We start from the raw sequence: 15584 nt of genomic DNA, 5'->3' as shown, positions 1-15584 counted from the left end.
ACCACTGCGCCGGAACTCCCGCCGCCTCCACCGACTGCAATATGCGGTTCTGCGTGCGGGTCAGGCTGTCGACAATCACACCCCAGGACGTAACTAGCTCGTCGTCGGTGAGGATCGTCGTTCGGTCATCTGCGTCGCCGGACATCGAGTCCAGGCTAGCGGTGTTAGTTAACGACCGAGTTGGACAGGGAACGAAGGGCTGTAGACTCGTGCCCCGCACGGGCGCCCGTAGCTCAACGGATAGAGCACTTGACTACGGATCAAGAGGTTGGGGGTTCGAATCCCTTCGGGCGCGCCCTGAAGCGCCCGTATTCATTGGCCTCCAGTTATTCTTTCTCTACTCAGCTCATAGACGTCGGCGCCGTTAGTCCGCAAAAAGTCCGCACGATCTTGAGCCGAGGTGCGCGCCGCGTCCATTGCATCGGCCATTTCGTCGAGCTGATCGGCGAAGAGATGGCCTTACAGATCGAGGGTCATCGTGGCCGACTTGTGTCTGATATGCGGGTGATCCAACTTCTTGGTCGGCTTGGTTGTGGGTGGTTGACCGCGAGCGAGGAGGGCCCGTGGATCGGTTCGTGCCGCGTTTGACGGTTCGCCGGAGTGGTCGGAGTTGACGTCGATCTCGCTGGGGCACCCGTTGCTGGATGACTATCTGGTCTTCGTCGCAGCTCGAGCCCGGAGCAATACCTGGCTGGCGATCGCGTGGGATCTGAAGGTCTTCTTTGGCGGCGTGCCGGCAACGAGCCTGGGAGCAATCCCGCGCCGCTGCCTCCGGCCGCGCCGCCGTGGAGGTCGTCGAACGGGTGGTGCATGTGCCGGTCGAGCGTACGCACACCCCGCGCCACCGCGAATGGCCCGAGCTCCTGCGCGAACTCGCCGCCCTGCTCGACTCTGGCCGCATCTACCAACGCGACCTGCCCACCTTGGCGCAGCGCTCAGCCTCGCCCTCGCCGCCTACGAGCGCCACCCCACTGCCTCGACCAGGGCATGAACCCTGCCCCCTTCCAGCCTTCCTCAACCCTCCTCGAATCTGCGCCACGCGTCTGGCGTCTACCCGATGGCTGATCTCCTCACGACGATAAGGCTGTCATTCGCGGCATTGCCCTAGAGGTCGCGGAACGCGGATATCCGAATCGCGCACCAGGAGCTATGGCCGGACGGATCGCGTAGCGCGGGGTTGACCATTGGTTGCTCATAGCATCGAATACATATACCGTGAGATACATGGCCGACCTGTACGCGGTGGAGGTCGAGCCAGAGGTTCGCGCTTCGCTGGAGGCCCTGTCCGATCGGGACTTCGGTCGTGTCGACTTCCTGGTTGGCCTGCTCGCCGAGCAGGCCGAGACCCTCAGCGAGCCGTACACCCGCCACCTGGAGGGGAAGGTGCGTGAGCTGCGCTTCCACCTCCTGCGCCAGCAGACTCGCGTGACCTATTGGCTCGCACCGGGGCGGCGGCTGGTCCTGCTCACGGTGTTCCGCAAGACCCGCAGCGCGGAAACCGCCGACGTCGCCCGCGCGGTGCGCGCCCAACAGACCTGCGAGCGCAGCCACGGTATCGCCCACGACAGCTTCGACCGAAACGGAGACACCCTATGAGCGGCAAGCACCAGACTTACGAGAAGATCGCCGAGCCCCGCCGTGACAGCGCCGGCTACCGCGAGGGCTACGACGAGGCCCGCCGAGCGTTCCTGATCGGCCAGGCGGTGCGCGAGCGCCGCCTCGCCCTCGGCCTGTCCCAGACCGAACTCGCCAGCCGCGCCAGCATGACCCAACCCGCCCTGTCCCGCCTCGAGGCCGGCGGCGCCGTACCCACCATCCCCGTGCTCGACCGCATCGCCGCCGCCCTCGGCGCAGACCTAATCGTCACTCTGACCCCGCACGCAGCCTGACAAGGCGAAGGCGGTACGCACAGCGCGACCCCATGCTCTCAGCGGGCGGCGTTGCATGAACTGGAAGCGCTCCATGGGTATGCAGAAAAGGTCAGCTGACGCCGCCTTCGACCATCGCCCAGAAGCCTGCAGGCAGCGCACCCGAGCCGTTCTGGACCACTACCTCACCAGCAAACCGTGCGCAGATCGATCCGTCAGGTCGCTGCCCATCTGCCCGCTCATGCAGCGTGAGGTGCGCTTCGACAGTGCCACCGTGCGTGACAGGCCGAAGATCGCGCCATCACCGCGCAGTCTGCCGATCGGTCAGGGCGGGGTTGAGGGACCAGCCGGTGAGGATGCGCTTGATGTCGGCTCCGATCTGGTCGCGGGCTTGAGCGCGCGGCATGCCTGACATCAGCAGTTGGTCGTAGGCCGTGTCGTCGTGGCGCACTGCAGCGATTACGGCGAGCCGGACCGCTTGGGGGTCGGTTGCGCGGCCGGCGCGCGTGCGGCCGATCCGCCCGCTGCCCCGCACACCCGAGTGGCGGGCGATGCGGGCGGCGCGCTCGGCGGGACAGCCTGGGAACTGGGTGCGGATTGCGGCGGCGAGGTCGGCGGCGAATTGTTCGTCAGCAGTCGAGCGGCGCTGCTCCTCGCGTAACCGCCGGCGCTCGCGCACCTCGTCATCGGCCAGGCACTCCGCCTCGGCGTGCTCGATGGCACCGGGCTCGGCGAGGATGCCTTGCCGCTGGTAACGCTTCCGCGATCGGCTCCACTGCACGACGACCGCCGACAGCCGGCTGGCCTTCTTCGCCCGGCGGGTGAGCGCAGTGTTGCCGGCCGGCAGGAACTCGAGGTGGCCGAGGTCGACGCAGTCCAAGCAGTGCGGGCCCGCGTCCTCCATTATGAGAAACGCGCCCGCTCCGAACTCGGCCGCACACTCGGCGCACGCCCAGGGCTTGCTCGCGGCGATCACAAGCAGGTCCGGAGGACGACTCTGCCGCTCGGCGAGTCGCTCACGCTTGCGTTCGGAAAGCTCCGGCGAGATCCAGTGCGTGCGATACGCCTGCTCGATGCCCGGATCGTTGCTCGCGGAAAAGCGCAGCGGGCGGCGGTCGCGGGTGCGCGCCTCGTACGCGGTCTCCGACGGCTGCAACCCGCGTGCTCGCGCCCAGCGACCAAACTCGGCCATCGCCGTGGAGATCTTGCTGAGGTTGCCCTGGGTCACGCCCTCGAGGTAGGCGACCCGCCCCTGGCGCCACTCGTCGACGTGGGTGGGCGCGAGCCAGCCCAGCCCGAGTAGCACGTCGACCGGGCGGATGTAATGCTGCTCGGCCAGCGCCTGCTCGGCGACCCGGCGCACCCGCGCCTCGATGTTGTGACGCGCCATCGCTACTCCGCGGCACCGAACCGCTGGTACGCCGTCCGCAACTCTGCGACGAGGGCCTCCCCGCCCAGCACGGCGCCGGGCGTCGGCAGCTGGCGCAGCAGCAGGTCGGGCTCGACGTGCAGGGTCGCGGGCCGGGCGGGCAGCGGCGCCGGAGGCAGCCAGAAGCGATCCGGCTGATGAGCGGGCGGAGGCAGATCGGCTAGGGCGAGCGCGGCGCCCGCGGCGGCGGGCGCGGGCTCGGCTAGCTCGTCCGGTTCGTCGACCGGCCCGTCGGCGCGCAACTCGCGCAACCTCCGCAGCAGCGACTCCCTTTCGCGGCCCCGCCAACGCAGAATGAGGAACGGGTCCGCGTCGAAGGCCTCCGCGAGCAGGTAGAACGTCGCGGCGAGGTGCTTGCACGGCACCTCCCGATCTGGGCAGCTGCACCGCTGATCTAGCTCCTTCACCGCGCGCGGGAACAGTGGCGCCCCGGCGGCGCCGAAGAGGTCCTCCAGCTCCGGCGGCACCTCGCCCGCGAGGAGCTTGGCGCTCGGCAGCGCATGCTCGGACAGCGCGATCTCGGCCCTGGCCCAGACCAGCTCGGTGAACGGCGCAAGCCCGATCCCGACGCGGTACGGCCTCACCCGCGAGCCCTGCACAACCGCGCGGACTTCGCCGGGTGTGACCTCGAGCGAGACGACCTGTCCCTTGCGCGCGTACGCCCGGCCGCGGGTCAGCCGGTTGCCCATCGCGAAGGACTCCAGCACCTCGAGGAAGCGCCGCGACCACCACGACGAGCCGATCGCCCCGCGGCTGCTGCGCGCTTTGAGCCCGTTCTCGACCGCCCGCGGCCGGGATGGCGGGTACCAGCGACGCTCGGTCATTCGACGACCGCCCCGGCCTCGAGCCGGAACAGCTCGGCGAGCTGACTGGTCGACAGCTCGGTGAGCCACTGTTCGCCCGTGCCGACGATCCGGGCCGCGAGCCCGCGCTTCTCATGGATCATGGCGGCGATCTTCTCCTCGACGGTGCCCGCGCAGACGAACTTGCGGACCTGCACCGACTTGCGCTGCCCGATCCGGAACACGCGGTCGGTGGCCTGGTCTTCGACGGCCGGGTTCCACCACCGGTCGACATGCACCACATGATTGGCCGCGGTCAACGTGAGCCCGGTGCCACCGGCCTTCAGCGAGAGCACGAAAAGCGGCGGGGACGCGGGGTCGTCGGCCTGGAAGCGGGCCACCATCGCGTCCCGATTGACCTTCGGGACACCGCCGTGCAGAAACAACACCTCCCGACCGAACCGCCCGGCCAGGTGGGCACGCAACATCGCGCCGAACTCGGCGTACTGCGTGAACAGCAGCGCCCTCTCCCCGACCGCCAGCACCTCCTCCAGGATCTCGTCGAGGCAGTCGAGCTTGCCGGAGCGTCCGGCCAACCGGCTGCCGTCCCGCAAGAAGTGCGCGGGGTGGTTGCAGACCTGCTTCAACTTGGTCATGGTCGCCAGCACCAGGCCGCGCCGCTCGATGCCGTCGCTCTGCTCGATCCGCCGCAGCATGTCCTCGACCACCGCCTGATACAGCGCGGCCTGCTCGGCGGTCAGGTTGCACACGACCTCCATCTCGAGCTTGTCCGGCAGGTCGGCGATGATCGACTTGTCGGTCTTGACGCGACGCAGGATGAACGGGGCGGTGAACCGGCGTAACCGCTCGGCGGCGTCTTCGTCGCCGAGCCGCTCGATCGGCTCGGCGTAGCGTTTCTTGAACGTCGCAGCACTGCCGAGCTGCCCGGGGTTGGCGAACTCGAGGATCGACCACAGGTCGGCGAGCCGGTTCTCCACCGGCGTGCCGGTGACCGCGATCCGGGTTCCCGCCGGCAACGACCGGATCGCCGTGGCCTGCTTGGTGGCGGCGTTCTTGATCGCCTGCGCCTCATCGACGACGACCCGCCGCCAGGTGATCTTGCGCAGGTCGGCGGCGTCCCGAGCTGCCAGCGCATAGGTCGTGACGATGAGATCCGACGCACCGACTGCGTCGGTGAACCGCTTGCCGCGGGCCCGCTCCTTGCCGTGGTGGACGTGCACCCGCAGCTGCGGAGTGAACCGGGCAGCCTCGCGCTGCCAGTTGCCGACCAGCGACATCGGGCAGACCAGCAAGCTCGGTCCGGTACCTGCGTTGTGTGCCAGCAGCGCGAGTAGCTGCACCGTCTTGCCCAGGCCCATGTCGTCGGCCAGGACGCCGCCGAGCCCGCAGCGGTGCAGAAAGTCCAGCCATGCCAGGCCGCGCGACTGATACGGGCGCAGCTGGCCGGCAAACGACGCGGGTGCCTCGACCGGCGCGAGCCGCCGCTCGGTCTGTCCGGACAGCAGTTCACCGAGCCAGCCGTCCGCGTCAATGGCCTCGACCGGCAACCCCTCCGGGGTGAGCGCGACGCCGAGGCCGAGTCCCAGCAGCTCGCCCACCGTTGCCTGATCCGTGCGCCCGACGAACTTGAGGCCGGCCGCCAGGCGGCGCGCGTCCAGCTCGATCCACTGGCCGCGCAGCCGGACCAGAGGCGCCTTCAGGTCGGCCAGCTCGGCAAGCTCGTCGGCGGTCAGCACCTCTCCGCCGACGGCCAGGTCGTAGCGGAACTCCGCCACGGAATCGAAGCCGAGTCCGGCGTTGCCCCCATCGACCCGTGCCGGCTGTCCGGGTGTCGAGGCGGTTAGCCGCAGCCCGAGGCGGGAGGATGGTTTGGTCCACCAGCCCGGCAGCTGCACGCCGAAACCGGCCGTCGCCAGCATTGGGGCGACCACGCCGAGGAACCGGTGCGCCCCCTTGGTGTCCAGCGGTAGGCATGTCGGCCGGGCGGTGCGCAGCGCGCCATCCAGTTCGGAATACAGGCGGGCTGCCTTGCCCAGCTCGGCCAGCAACGTCTCCTGCGGTGCGTCGACGTGGCGGGCGAGCGCTGGCAGTTTGCCCCGGGAGCGCCACACCGCGTCCGCATCCACGACGAGGCTCGCCTCTTCGGCCGCCTGCAGCGCGAACCCCACCTGCCAGTCCTCGCCGTCACCGACGGGCTCGACCAGCCGGAAGCAGGCCCGCACCGGCCCGGCGACGGCATCACGCTGCCACTCGGCCAGCGCTCGCGCAATCGCCGCCGCAGCAGACGGGTCCACGGAGAAGGTCCGCTCGCCGCCGGACAGCGCGGCCAGCCAGGCCCGGGTGGCCCGATCGCCGCCTCGGCCGAGCATCAACCGGGACGAGCCGAGCGCCGCGCGCGCTGCCGCGTCGACCAGACAGTCCAGGGCCTCAGCCCACAGGTCGAGTCCAGCGCCCAGCTCGGCCGCGAACAGCGACGATGCCGCTGACATCGCCAACGTACGCGCCCACGCCGCGTCCGCGCCGATGAGCACCGGTCGCCACACCGCGCGCGGTCCCTCGCCGACCACCCCAGGCAGCAGCCGACCCCGCGCAACCAGATCCGCCGCGAAGCCGCTCAGATGCGACAGGTGCGCGACCGACGCCCCCCAGACCGCCGCCTCGGCATCCAGGTCGCTCAGCACGGCGAACGCAAGGTCGGCGTCGAACTCGAGCATCGGAACCTGCCACTGACCGGACCCCACCAGGCCGGAGACTGCGTCGAATTCCTCCCGCACCAGCTCCGGTGAGGCGATCGGCCCGCCGCCCCGGGTCGGCAGGGCAAGCGTGACAGTCGACGTGGTTGCCTTCGCGCCGGCCGCCGGGAGCGCGGCCATGAGATCTTCATGTGCTGCGGCGAACGGGTGCGGCTGAACCCGCGGTCGGCGCCCTGGCTTGCGTGGCAGCGTCGCCGGCGCAGACGAGTCCTCGCCCCACATCCCGAGCCGGCCTGGTTCTAACGCACTTCCGCCGCGCAGCCAACAGACATGAACAACGAACACCGGGCTCCTCGCCACCTACTCGGCAACGGCCGAACCCAGCATGCCAGGCGACCATCACCGATCCGCACCGCCCCACCGGGAAACCGCAAACAGTCGAGCTCAAACCGCTTCAGCCGCACCCATCGAGCTCAACAGCTGCCGCCACACCGTCCGCACGCACACACGCCCGGGAGGCGTGAGCGGTCGCACAGAACCGCGGTCAGCCGCCACACGTCCGCGCCCCGTCCGCGGCTACGTGATCGGCGTTCCCTGCACGACTTCATGATGCTCAATCCGCTCCGCCAGACGGCCGCCTCCACCGCCGCGATCGAGCAGGCGGTCCACGTCCTGCGCAAGGCGCTCGGCACCAACTGAAGGGCTCCGCTCAGATCGCAAGAGGGCAGAAGATCATGCCCAAGCAAGACCCAACGTTCGGCGGCGCTACGTCGACGACTCGACCAAGACCAAGGACGCAGCTCATGAGCGAGAATCTCACTGCCGCGTCAGCTCATTCCGGCCCGGCCAGCTCATCGGAATGGACGACCGTGGGAAATGATGAAGCCGACGACGAAGATCGAACTAGGGGCGTATCTCGCCGCCCATCTCACGAGTTGGCGCGGAGCGCCAGCCCGCCTTCTGGAATCGCAACGTGCTAGCCCAGGACTGCGCCGAATTCTTCTCTGGCCCACCTCGGCGCCGGGCTAGGACGGCTGACGGATCGCGGTGACGATCGTGTAAAGCTCGATGATGACGCCGTCTCTGGTACGAGCGATGTCCATGCCGCTGGCCATCGGCGGTTGGTCGGCCGGCCCGTACTGGAAGCCGAGGTGGCCGATGTCGTCGAGCTCCGATGCGGGACCTGCAGGTCGGAAGACCCAGCCCGGGTTTTCGCCACGCAACTCTTCGGCGCGACGTTCCAGGTCCTTGCGCCCTCGAATGATCCGGTCAGGTTCGTGCCAGACCACATCTTCGGCATAGTTCTCGGCGATGACCTCGGCCCGGCGGCCCGAGTCGGGTTCGTTGAAGACCTCGAGGAGATTGACTCGCATCAAGTCGGCGGGGGATCTGGTCATGGTGAGTCCATTCGTGCGACCTAGTCTCTGTAGTTCACTTTCGGCGTTCTACGGTGAATATTTCGTTCGAAGCGAGGAGGCAATGGTCCTCGGCTCGCCTCCACCATCGTCGCGACCGCGTACCGCGCTTCGAATCCGTGATCCCCTTAGTCCCGAGCATGGCCCGGGCTCCCACTCGTTTGGGATCTGGCGGCTGCAAAGGGGGCCGGAGCAAACTTGCCCTCGGGTAGTGCTCGGCTCAGGGGAGGTTCCATGCCAGCGATGACCACAAATCTGTTCCTCCTCCAGGATCTCGAGGCCGTCAGTAGGAGAGGGGAACTCGCGGAAAGCGATCGAGAAGCCCTGCAAGCTGTCGCCGACTGGATCACGACCTTCGTGGTCAGGCCGCACAAGGACCTCGGTCGCGCTGGGACGGTCTGTCCCTTCGTGCCGGGGTCATTGGAACGCAACGTCCTTTGGCTCGCTCCCGAGCGGATCGCCGACCCGGGCGAGCCAGACGTTGTCGAGCTGGTAAGCGGCTACAAGAGACTGTTCCGGGAGATTCAACCGATTGGCGGGGAGGATGCTGACTACAAGGTAATCGTTGTTGTCTTTACCAACTTGCCGGCTGATCGTGCGCAAGGCGTCTTTGACAACGTGCTACAGCATCTTGCAGTTCCGTCGTATGCGGACGATGGAATCTTGTTTGGGCCGTACTACGAAGGCAACGAGGGCACTGCGATCTACAACTCGAAGTTCCGGCCATTCCAATCGCCCGTGCCGTTTCTGTTCGTGAGGAATGGAGTGATCAGCGACTGGAAGTTCTTCTTGGACAACGACGAGTGGCTCGAGTTATGGGCACGTCGCTACGGCGAGTCCGCAGTCCAAGCCCTTGCGGCCGAACTACGCCGCACCAACTGGAGGCAGCTCGGATAGCGATGCGGCCCGTCAGGCGGACAACGCAGGAATCCGCGGACGCGTCGCATCCGACGACCCGAGGCATCAAGATCACCTGCGACCTCTGACTCGACATCGAGTGACCTTCGGCGTGGAGAGTCGCAACTAGGGCGACGGCGACGCCGCGTCCCGGCGGATCAGAGCATTCCGGCCAGCACGCCGGTTCGGGTCTGCTGATACGGGCACCCGAGCGCCTCGAACATCTCCGCGAGGCTTTCGACGGCGGTTCGGTCACCGGCCGCGAATGCCGCGGCACGCTCGACCATGGCGGATGCGATGGGATTCGCCCGCGTCGCGTGCCGAGCCCGCTGGATGCGCGCGTGGGCGTCAGGACGCTCGTCCAGCACTGCCGCCTCCGCCCAGACGGCCGCATACCACGGCCGGTAGATGATCTGGCCGCCGTGCCACCAGATATCCGAGTCGTCGGGATCGATCGCGAGACCGTTGCAGGCGGTAGGGAACTCCCCGCGGTGCAAGGCCACAATCGCGTCGAAGGTCGGCGCCCAGGCCCGCGTCGTGATGGTTGGCTGCGCGCCGTTGAGGTTATCGGCCAGGCGCAGCCATCGCGCACGCAGCTCATCGTGTCCGAGAATGCCGTGCACCATTGCCACGGCGCCCGCCGAGCTGGCCAAGTTGGGTACGACCGGCTCGCCCAACCGCTCCCAGCTGTTGCCGAACTGGGTCGCGTCACGGAGCACCGCGTCGAAGTGGCCGGCGAACGCGTCGACCTTGAGCCGCCGGGCCAGACCGAGCAGGCCCTCCTCGCGGTTGAACGGCAGGCGCGCCAGCCGGTCGGCGTATTGAGACGCTCCGGGGAGGTTGCCGGCCGCGAGCAGGACCTCGCACCCGTACTGCGCGTGGTCGCTGTGCGCGAAGCCATGCAGCGCAACCATCGGGAGGGAGGCGATCGCAGCCTCGCGGCGGCGGACCGTTGCCACCGCTGCCGGGATGTCGTCGAGTCTCAAGTGCACAGCGGTGAGCAGATCCAGTGCGGCGTCCACCAGTCCCGGATCGTCGGCCGCTCGAGCACGCTCGACGGCCTGTTCGGACTGTTCGACGGAAACGCGGCGGTAGTTTCCGGACACCTTCGCGAGGGTGATCGCGGCTTCGGCTTTGGCCGATCCGTCCGAGACGGCCCCGGCCTCGGCAAGCAGGTCCGCCGCCTCCTGCTCGGTGTGCGTTTGTGCCATGATTCCCGGAGCTCGAGTGATAAACAGCGACATCGCGGCAAGGTCGCCGGCCGCACCACCCAGGTCCCCGACTGACCCGGCCAGGTCGGCGGATTGGCGGAGCAAGCGCAGCATGTCGGTGCCGAGGTAACCGGTGCCGGCGGCGCCGGCGGCGAGCCGCAACAGCTGCACCCGGTCGGTCGGGGACGGGCTGAGTTCTGCGGCCTGCTCGTAGCGGCGCTGGGCCTCGATCAGCCGCCCCCGCAGCCACAGCTGCCCGGCGAGCTGCGCGGCGAGTTCCGCAGCGGGCCCCTGGCGATCGGGATCGGCGGCGCACCGACGCAGCGCGGCCCGCACGTCGTCGACGACTCGATCGAACCGGAGACACCACACGTCATCAGGCTCCACATTCGCGAGCTCGCGAATCTGCACTCGGCACCACTGGTCGAGCTGGGCCTCGATCGTCGCGACTTCGCCGGCCAGGGCGAGCTGTTCCTCGCCGTACTGGCGGATCGTCTCCAGTGCCCGGTAGCGGGTCGGCGTGCCGCGGTCGACGACAAGCAGGCTGTGATCAGCGAGTTGGGCCAGCCCGTCGGCGACGACCGCGCGATCACGGCTCGGAGCGGCGACGTGGTGAGCGGCGGCGACGTCGAACCATGATGCGAACATCGCGACCCGACGCAGCAGCGCTTGGTCGGTGGGCGTCAGCAGGTTGTAGCTCCAAGCGATGGTGTCGCGCAGCGAACGGTGTCGGGCTGCCGTCGGGCTGCCGACCGTGAAGAACCGCAACCTGTCGTGCAGGCCGGCCTCCAGCCCGTCCAGGCCCAGGGTGGCGTAGCGCGATGCGGCCAGCTCGATGGCCAGCGCGATGCCGTCCAACGCGCGACACAGGGCGGCAGTGCGGGCCGGGTCGGGCGGGGTCGCCTCGCTTGTCGCCGCAGCGACCCTTGCGCCGAACAGCGCGACGGCATCGCCACCCGCATCGTCGGTGATGGACAGTCCGGGTACTGGGTAGACGCGCTCGTACGGAAGCATCAGCCGCGTCCGGCTCGTCGTCAGCACGGTGACGCCTGGGCAGCCGTTGACGATCAGGTCGACGCACTCGCGGACCCCGTCCAGCAGGTGCTCGCAGTTGTCCAGCACGAGCAGCCCCTCGCGCCGGGCGAGCGAGGCGACCAGTGCCGCATCCTGGGAGAGCGCCAGCTGCTCGGGCACGCCGACCACTTCCGCCACGGTCCCGATGACGGCAGCCGGCTCGGTAACCCGGACCAGGTCGACGAACCACACCCCATCGCGATGCCCCGCAGCAACGTCGCCCGCGACGCTGATCGCCAGCCGCGTCTTGCCGATCCCGCCCGGGCCGACCGCCGTGACGAGCCGCTGACCGGTCAGGGCGTGCGTCAGCTCGGCGCGCTCCGCCGCCCGGCCCAAGAAGGGCGTCGCGGGCACCGGCAGCATGCCGCGCTGCTGTCCGCGATCGACGGCGGCACGGCGCGCCAGGCTGCGCCGGTCAGGCACGTTGAGCTTGCGCAACAGCGCAGCCACGTGGCTTTCCACCGTGCGTACCGAGATGAACAGCGTCGCGGCGATCTGCGCGTTCGTCAGATGCTGACCCACCAGCGCGAGTACCTCGGCTTCGCGAGCCGTGACCTCGTCGCCGGATGTCCTCACGCGCTCAGTGTGCCGCGTGACGGGTCTGTCCGTAGCCGGCGTCCGTAGTCGAAATCCGTAGCGGTCACGGATGTCCGGACGTGCCATTTCGCGGCACCTTCGTCGGCGACACAACCCGCTCGCAAAGGAGCACCGATATGACCAGCACCATGAACCGCAACGGTGTCGATGTCCCCGCCCTGTTCGCGACGATCGACGCGGTAAAGGGTGACCCGGAGTTGGCAAAGTTCCAGTTCCGCGCCAGCAACACATGGCTCCGGGGAACCCACAACCAGTCGACGATCCACGGCTTCTACGGCGCCAAGCAGCAGATGCAGCACAAGCAGGCCACGACGCTCGATGCCGACCACCCGGCCGTATTGGTCGGCGAGGACAACGCGCCCACGCCGGTCGAGTACCTCCTGCACGGGATCGCCGCGTGCCTGACCGCGGGCGTGGCCAATATCGCCGCCGCCCGCGGGGTGAACCTGACCGAGGTCACCTCGACCGTCGAGGGCGACATCAACCTGCTCGGCATCCTCGGGCTGTCGAACGGGTCGGTCCGTAACGGCTACGAGCAGATCAAGGTCAGCTTCCACATCGATGGCGACGCGGACCAGGACACCCTGCGCGGGCTGGTCGAGCAGTCGCGCCGTCGGTCGGCCGTCTACGACGTGCTCGCCAACCCGACGCCGGTCGTCATCGACGTGACCACCGGCTGATCGCCTGACGGTCCACCGGATTGAGCCGGACGAGAGTCAATGACCGACACGGACACCGTCGTGGTGGGCGCCGGACATGCTGGGCTGGCCGTGAGCCGATTGCTGTCTGCTGCGGGGCGCGACCACGTGGTCCTGGAGCGCGGACGCGTCGGTGAGCGGTGGTGCAGCGAGCGGTGGGATTCGCTGCGCCTGCAGACGCCGAACTGGATGACCCGGCTCCCGGGCTGGCGCTACTGCGGTCCCGAGCCGGACGGGTACCTCAGCGCCGGGGCGTTCGGTCAGTTCCTCGATCGCTACGCCGCGTCGTTCGACGCTCCCGTCCTCGAGTCGGCGAACGTGGAGCAGGTGTCCGTCGCCACGCGCACCTCCGGCCATCGGTACGTGGTGGTGTCCGACCGGGGCACCTGGCATGCCCGTCACCTCGTCATCGCCACCGGCCCGCACGGAGTCCCGCACGGGCCGGCCGGGTGGTCGCGCGGCGTCGAGTTGATCACCGCGCAGCAGTACCGCAATCCGGCCCAGTTGCCATCCGGCGGTGTCCTCATCGTCGGCGCCTCGTCCTCGGGTGTCCAGATCGCCGACGAGCTCGCACGGGCCGGCCGCCCGGTAGTGCTTGCCGTCGGACGGCATACCCGGATGCCTCGCCGCTATCGCGGACTGGACATCTTCTGGTGGCTGTCGCGCACCGGCCGCCTGGCCCGAACGATCGACGACATCCGCGACCCCGGGGCCGCGCGCCGTGAGCCGTCGCTGCAGCTGGTCGGCCGGAACGAGGACCTCGACCTGGCTGTCCTGCAAGCGCGAGGTGTTCGGCTCACCGGACGCCTCGCGCAGATCAAGGGTGGCCAGGCCTGGTTCCGCGCCGACCTCGCCGACTCGGTCGCGTCCGCCGATCGGCGAATGCATCGGCTTCTCGACGCCGTCGACAAATTCGCCAACGCTGCCGGTCTCGGCCAAGAGCTCGGGCCACCGGTTCGACCATGGATGGTTGCCGTTCCCCCCACTCCGACGCGGCTGGGCCTGCGGGCCGAGGGAATCGGCACCGTCCTGCTCGCCACCGGCTACCGACCCAGTCACCCCTGGTTGCGGCTGCCGGTGACTGCGCCGGACGGAACGATCGCCCAGCGCCGTGGCGTCACCTCCGCACCGGGGGTTTACGTGGTCGGTCAGCGGTTCCAGCACCGCCGTGACTCCGGGTACATCGACGGCGCCCGGCACAACGCGCAGGCCGTCGTGGCTCACCTCCTCGGCCGGGCCGCGCCGCTCGTGCCCACGCTGCCAGCAGCGAACGCGGCACCGACGTCATGAACGGCTACGACGTCGTTGTCGTCGGCGGCCGGGTCGCGGGTGCGTCCACCGCGCTGCTGCTCGGGCGAGCTGGAGCTCGGGTCGCGCTCGTCGACCGGTCCCGGGCCGGAACCGACACCGTGTCCACGCACGCGCTCATGCGCGCCGGTGTCCTGCAGTTGTCCCGCTGGGGGCTGCTTGATCGGGTCATCGCGGCCGGCACACCGGCGATCCGCAGCACGTCGTTCCACTACACCGACGGCAGCATCGCGCGTGTGGCGATACGCCCTACTGCCGGCGTCGATGCCCTCTACGCACCTCGCCGCTATTTGTTCGACCGGCTGCTCCTCGACGCCGCCGCGCAGGCCGGGGTCGACGTGTTTACCGAGATGGCCGTGACTGCGTTGCGGCGGGACGAGACCGGCCGGGTTCGCGGCGTCCGTTCAGTCGACCGATCCGGCCGCACCGTCGAACTCCCGGCATCGATGACGGTGGGCGCCGACGGCATCCGCTCGACCGTGGCCGCACTGGTTCGGGCACCGGTCATACGGCAGGGCAGATCTCGCTCCGCGGTGCTCTACCGGTACGTCGCCGGTCTCCCAGCCGATGGCTACCAATGGGCGTATGGCGCCGGCGCCGGGGCCGGTCTGATCCCCACCAACGACGGGCAGACCTGCGTGTTCGTCAGCACCACACCGGAACGTATGTGCGGGCTGCGGCGCTACGGCGTCGAGCACGCTTTCTCCGAGCTGTTGGTTCAAGCCGCCCCGACATTGCGCGACCCGGTCGTCACCGCCACGCCCGCAGGGCCAATCCGCGGGTGGGGCGGAGTACCTGGATATCTGCGCCGCTGCTGGGGCGCGGGGTGGGCACTAGTCGGAGACGCCGGCTACTTCAAGGACCCGATCACCACCCACGGCATGACCGACGCTATGCGTGATGCGGAGTTATTTGCCGACGCGATTCTCGACGCGACGGGCGGCCTTCCGGAGGCGGTCGCCCTCGCTCGTTACCAGGCGATCCGGGGTCGGCTGTCCAGCCGGCTGTTAGCCGCGACCGAGGACGTCGCGGCATACGACTGGACCATCGAGCGCGTACAGACACTGCTCCGCCGGGTGAGTTCCGCGATGGGTGACGAGGTCAAACACCTCCAGGCCCGACCAGATCGCGCGCTCACGGGGCTCTCGCAGAAAACCTGGTCGTGCTCATAGTGTTGGCCTCCCGAGAAGGGTTCGCGGGCACATGCCGGTCGGCACACCGACACCGGCGAGCACCGGCTACAGGTCACGAAGGGAAACTGCTCATGTCCGTCGCGAGCGACCCGGCGGCCGAAGAAGGCACGCCGACATATGTCACCCGCTTCGACGGTGTCCGCGTTCCGGCCACCGACTACCAGCCGGTCTGGGTGACCAACCTGGCCGACGACGTCACCATAGAGGGCTCGGCGATGAACGGCGTCGCGCAGGGTGCCGAGGCCGTCCGGTCAATCGTGACCTACATCCGCTCGCTCTACGACGACCAGGAGTTCAATCTCGCCGGCCCTTATGGCGAGAACAGCTTCCTGGAGGACTACACGGCCTGGGTCCGCGGCGAGCAGCTCGGTAACGTCGTCCTGGTCACTCGCAACGCC

General features: G+C 68.8%; 11 protein-coding genes, 1 tRNA gene and 2 pseudogenes. 9 read left to right on the top strand and 5 right to left on the bottom strand.

The features are described 5' to 3' along the window. Positions 1 to 222: 222 nt before the first annotated feature. The 3 genes from VN779_RS20715 to VN779_RS20705 all read left to right on the top strand — a co-directional run bounded on the left by VN779_RS20715 (position 223) and on the right by VN779_RS20705 (position 1889). Positions 223 to 295, top strand: a tRNA-Arg gene (locus tag VN779_RS20715). 929 nt (positions 296 to 1224) lie between these two features. Beyond that, positions 1225 to 1596, top strand: coding sequence for a type II toxin-antitoxin system RelE/ParE family toxin (locus VN779_RS20710; protein ID WP_325725874.1), 372 nt, complete (start codon positions 1225 to 1227; stop codon positions 1594 to 1596). Further along, the gene (locus tag VN779_RS20705) at positions 1593 to 1889 is read left to right on the top strand and encodes a helix-turn-helix transcriptional regulator (RefSeq protein WP_325725871.1); all 297 of its coding nucleotides are present in this window, start codon (positions 1593 to 1595) and stop codon (positions 1887 to 1889) included. The genes VN779_RS20710 and VN779_RS20705 overlap by 4 nt, the downstream gene beginning before the upstream one ends. A 280-nt stretch (positions 1890 to 2169) precedes the next feature. Here VN779_RS20705 and VN779_RS20700 read toward each other — a convergent pair whose 3' ends face one another. The 3 genes from VN779_RS20700 to VN779_RS20690 are packed head-to-tail and all read right to left on the bottom strand — an operon-like array spanning position 2170 to position 7075. After that, a complete protein-coding gene (locus VN779_RS20700; RefSeq protein WP_325725869.1) occupies positions 2170 to 3258 on the bottom strand; it encodes a DUF2293 domain-containing protein in 1089 nt (362 codons plus the stop codon). A gap of 2 nt (positions 3259 to 3260) precedes the next feature. Next, positions 3261 to 4121, bottom strand: a complete 861-nt coding sequence (locus VN779_RS20695; RefSeq protein WP_325725867.1) for an SWIM zinc finger family protein — start codon at positions 4119 to 4121, stop codon at positions 3261 to 3263. Continuing rightward, on the bottom strand, positions 4118 to 7075 hold the full coding sequence (locus VN779_RS20690) for a DEAD/DEAH box helicase (RefSeq protein WP_349260869.1): 2958 nt from the start codon (positions 7073 to 7075) through the stop codon (positions 4118 to 4120). Before VN779_RS20690 ends, VN779_RS20695 begins: the two co-directional genes overlap by 4 nt. Before the next feature lie 306 nt (positions 7076 to 7381). Here VN779_RS20690 and VN779_RS26555 point away from each other — a divergent pair. Then, positions 7382 to 7492 (top strand): annotated as a pseudogene (locus VN779_RS26555) (esterase); the annotation flags it as partial. Between the two features lie 326 nt (positions 7493 to 7818). Here the strand turns inward: VN779_RS26555 and VN779_RS20685 are convergent. Next, positions 7819 to 8190, bottom strand: coding sequence for a nuclear transport factor 2 family protein (locus tag VN779_RS20685; protein ID WP_325725863.1), 372 nt, complete (start codon positions 8188 to 8190; stop codon positions 7819 to 7821). 252 nt (positions 8191 to 8442) lie between these two features. Here VN779_RS20685 and VN779_RS20680 point away from each other — a divergent pair, with 252 nt between their 5' ends. After that, the gene (locus VN779_RS20680) at positions 8443 to 9105 is read left to right on the top strand and encodes a DUF6875 domain-containing protein (protein WP_325725861.1); all 663 of its coding nucleotides are present in this window, start codon (positions 8443 to 8445) and stop codon (positions 9103 to 9105) included. Positions 9106 to 9263: 158 nt separating this feature from the next. Here the strand turns inward: VN779_RS20680 and VN779_RS20675 are convergent, their stop codons facing one another. Then, positions 9264 to 11966, bottom strand: coding sequence for an ATP-binding protein (locus tag VN779_RS20675; RefSeq protein ID WP_325725859.1), 2703 nt, complete (start codon positions 11964 to 11966; stop codon positions 9264 to 9266). Between the two features lie 137 nt (positions 11967 to 12103). Between VN779_RS20675 and VN779_RS20670 the strand changes: the two genes are divergently transcribed. The 4 genes and pseudogenes from VN779_RS20670 to VN779_RS20655 form a co-directional block, all read left to right on the top strand. Then, positions 12104 to 12667 carry an OsmC family protein gene (locus tag VN779_RS20670; protein WP_325725857.1) on the top strand — a complete coding sequence of 188 codons (564 nt, stop codon included), beginning with the start codon at positions 12104 to 12106 and terminating at the stop codon, positions 12665 to 12667. A 39-nt stretch (positions 12668 to 12706) separates the two neighbouring features. Beyond that, positions 12707 to 13975, top strand: coding sequence for an NAD(P)-binding domain-containing protein (locus VN779_RS20665; RefSeq protein WP_325725856.1), 1269 nt, complete (start codon positions 12707 to 12709; stop codon positions 13973 to 13975). Then, complete coding sequence (locus VN779_RS20660) at positions 13972 to 15165, top strand: NAD(P)/FAD-dependent oxidoreductase (protein ID WP_325725854.1); 1194 nt, start codon at positions 13972 to 13974, stop codon at positions 15163 to 15165. The genes VN779_RS20665 and VN779_RS20660 overlap by 4 nt, the downstream gene beginning before the upstream one ends. Positions 15166 to 15257: 92 nt before the next feature. Continuing rightward, positions 15258 to 15584: pseudogene (locus VN779_RS20655) on the top strand (hypothetical protein); the annotation flags it as partial.

The sequence above is a fragment of the Actinocrinis sp. genome, from assembly GCF_035605935.1.
Taxonomy (GTDB): domain Bacteria; phylum Actinomycetota; class Actinomycetes; order Streptomycetales; family Catenulisporaceae; genus Actinocrinis.
This window is presented reverse-complemented; position numbering and strand designations above follow the sequence as displayed.